A 2,907-nucleotide genomic window follows, 5' to 3' on the forward strand; every position below is an offset into this window, starting at 1 on the left:
GGTGTTGGCGGCGACGATTGGTGGCGGTATCGCGATGTCCCAGCCGGCGAGTGCCGCGGCGCGGCCGGATGCGCACAGGTTCCTGAGTGCTGTGGTGCCGTGTGAGTCCGGTGGTAATCCGCGTGTGGTGAACTCGATTGGTGCTGGTGGGCTGTTCCAGTTCATGCCGGGCACGTGGCATGCGGTGGGTGGTAAGGGTCTGCCGCAGAACGCGAGTGTGGCTGAGCAGTGGAAGCGTGCGCATATTCTGTATGCGCAGCAGGGTTCGAGTCCGTGGGTGAGCTCGAAGCCGTGCTGGGGTCACAAGATCTGAGCTGATCGATCAATGCGCTGATCCCGTGTCGCGCGACCTTCGTAGGTTGGCTGTGGCTGGGTGAGGTGTGGATCAGGGTTGGGGCTACCGTCCCAGGCATGACGCCGGTGCGCCCGTGACGTCCACAAGACGTCCGGGCGTATCGGCGTTTCCGCGTCCACACCGCGTGGCCGGCTCTGCCCCGCCATTTGCCGCCAGGTTGGTCACCGCCGCGCGAGCATCCGCGCGGCCCGCTCGGCCAGGAGCCGCACCTCGCCCGCGACGTCGTTCCCATCGACGATGAACTCGAGGATGCCGGGGTCGGTGTAGTACTGATAGATCAGTGCTTCGAGCTGGTCGGCGGTCGCCTCGGCCAGCCCGGTCCGGTCCGCGAGCTCGCGGATGTCCGCTGCATCCTTGCGGCGTTGGGCGATCAGCTTGGTGGCGAGAAGGAAACCGTCCGATGCATAGGTCACGTGCAGCCCGGGCCCAGGTGCTGGGGTGGAAGCGTCCGCTGGCAGCGGCGGCATCCACATGCCCGCCCTGGTGTTGAGCCAGTTCTCCGGAAGGCCCTCCGCGCGTGCGAGCTCACGGGCCTCGGTGACAACCGCGCCGTCTGACGTGATCGCGTCGATGTCCTCGGTGCGCCGCAGATCCCGGCCCGACGTCACGGCGACGGCCGCGCCGCCGACGACGAACACCGACCCCGACACTCCTCGTGCTCGCAGCCGCTCGTCGAGCCTGGCCAGCAAGGCGACGATCTCGGTCGCGGAGAACTCGTACCGCTCGTTCATGCGGTCAACAGGTCACGGGCAGGGACGAAGACATTGAGTCGCTTCAGATCGTCGGGAGTAGCGGCGATCACCTCGTCGGGGTCGAGGAAGGGGTGCTCGGGCACCCAGGGCAGCGGGAGGCGCTCCGGTTCACACCAGGCGGGCGGCTCGACTCCTGCCCGGTCGAACTCCCTGCGAGCCAGCGCCGCGAGCAGGACGTCGAAGCCGGGGCTTCCTGTTGACGGTGGCGCGGCCTCCCACGCCCCGGGGCAGCCGTCCTGCTGGTCGAGGAGGAGGCTGAGGTGGTCGCGGCCCTGCAACAGCATCCGCCACGCTCGGTCCTCGTCGCCCATCGCGTGCCGAATCGCCTTGGCGGTCTCCGGTGCGGACATCAGCCGGGAGGCACGTGCGGCGGCCAGTGCGCCGGCGACCCTGAGTGCTCGGACGCAGAAGACCGCGGTCGGCCTGGTCCGGCCCGAACGATAGGTCGACAGCCTTGAGGCCGACGTCCCCAGTGCGACGGCGAAATCCGCCTGGCTCAGGCCGCTGTCAGCCAAGGCGCGATCCAGCAACGCGATGACCTCACGGGTGTCCCGATCAGGTTCCACAGGCGCCATCTTATCTGTGCGTTATCTGATTAGATAATCGGACCGGCGGGTCGGATGGTGCCCGCGGCCGAGGGTGGGTCTCGGCGTGCGCGAACGGCTGGACCTCGGCGCGCCGACTTCCACGAGGTAGGAGCGCTGGAGCATCCACGGGATCCTGGCTCTGGCAGGCCTTCGGCCCCGTCGGTCCCGTGGGCGGGCCGTCGCCGGTGCCGGGTCGCGCGGCAGGAGCAGGGATCTGGTCCGTCCTTCTGTCCTTTTTCTGGCGAGATATCGAGTGAATCGGTCGATACCGGCTTGCGGCCCGATGGGGGCTGCGTCAGCAGTTGTCGCTTTGCCTGCCGCCGTCGGCGGGTGATTTTCTTGTACTCTGAGTCGGTCAGCTGCTGGCCTGGGAAAGGAATTCGCTGCGCACGGGGAGCAGTCGCGGACGCTCTGCACAGGCCGGTTTGCATGCCGGTATTGAACCGGTGACGCTGGCCGTACAGCATCGGGAAAATACGGGCGTAGCTGGCGGGGGCAGTGCGCTGGTACGGCTATTTCAAGGCTTCCCGGTGTCGAGTGGTGCTCTTCACAGGGGTCTGGAAATCGGGGGCGGGTGGTGTGTAACGTTGTTGTTGTGCTTCCGACCTGGGGAGTGCGCATCGGGTGGCACGCTGAATCCCGCCCCGCCCGGTTGTTTGAAGGCTACCTGTAGGCGGGAGCGATTTTTCTGCTGGTGCCGTGGCTGGCTGGTCTGACGTTCGACGGCTGGTGTGGTGCTGACTTCGTAGGTGTGGGGAAGGGTATTGATTTTGTCCCTGATGACTTCGGGTGCTCGCAAGAACCGTCGTTCCATCCGTCGTGGCCGTGCTTTGCTGGTCGCGCCGGTGTTGGCGGCGACGATTGGTGGCGGTATCGCGATGTCCCAGCCGGCGAGTGCCGCGGCGCGGCCGGATGCGCACAGGTTCCTGAGTGCTGTGGTGCCGTGTGAGTCCGGTGGTAATCCGCGTGTGGTGAACTCGATTGGTGCTGGTGGGCTGTTCCAGTTCATGCCGGGCACGTGGCATGCGGTGGGTGGTAAGGGTCTGCCGCAGAACGCGAGTGTGGCTGAGCAGTGGAAGCGTGCGCATATTCTGTATGCGCAGCAGGGTTCGAGTCCGTGGGTGAGCTCGAAGCCGTGCTGGGGTCACAAGATCTGAGCTGATCGATCAATGCGCTGATCCCGTGTCGCGCGACCTTCGTAGGTTGGCTGTGG

The 2,907-nt window shown here is 66.4% G+C and carries 4 protein-coding genes; 2 read left to right on the forward strand and 2 right to left on the reverse strand.

Annotated features, from left to right (window positions below; translation table 11 throughout):
• Position 1: 1 nt before the first annotated feature.
• A complete protein-coding gene (locus FREUN1FDRAFT_RS42720; RefSeq protein ID WP_157475843.1) occupies positions 2 to 313 on the forward strand; it encodes a transglycosylase family protein in 312 nt (103 codons plus the stop codon).
• Positions 314 to 516: 203 nt separating this feature from the next.
• On the opposite strand, the gene FREUN1FDRAFT_RS38630 is transcribed toward FREUN1FDRAFT_RS42720, so the two are convergent.
• Both FREUN1FDRAFT_RS38630 and FREUN1FDRAFT_RS38635 read right to left on the reverse strand, forming a co-directional pair.
• Complete coding sequence (locus FREUN1FDRAFT_RS38630; protein WP_006545890.1) at positions 517 to 1,086, reverse strand: hypothetical protein; 570 nt, start codon at positions 1,084 to 1,086, stop codon at positions 517 to 519.
• The gene (locus FREUN1FDRAFT_RS38635; protein ID WP_006545891.1) at positions 1,083 to 1,682 is read right to left on the reverse strand and encodes a helix-turn-helix transcriptional regulator; all 600 of its coding nucleotides are present in this window, start codon (positions 1,680 to 1,682) and stop codon (positions 1,083 to 1,085) included. The genes FREUN1FDRAFT_RS38630 and FREUN1FDRAFT_RS38635 overlap by 4 nt, the downstream gene beginning before the upstream one ends.
• Before the next feature lie 791 nt (positions 1,683 to 2,473).
• Between FREUN1FDRAFT_RS38635 and FREUN1FDRAFT_RS42725 the strand changes: the two genes are divergently transcribed.
• Positions 2,474 to 2,851, forward strand: coding sequence for a transglycosylase family protein (locus FREUN1FDRAFT_RS42725; RefSeq protein WP_083828618.1), 378 nt, complete (start codon positions 2,474 to 2,476; stop codon positions 2,849 to 2,851).
• Positions 2,852 to 2,907: the final 56 nt, after the last annotated feature.

The sequence above is a fragment of the Parafrankia sp. EUN1f genome (assembly GCF_000177675.1).
Taxonomy (GTDB): Bacteria; Actinomycetota; Actinomycetes; order Frankiales; family Frankiaceae; genus Parafrankia.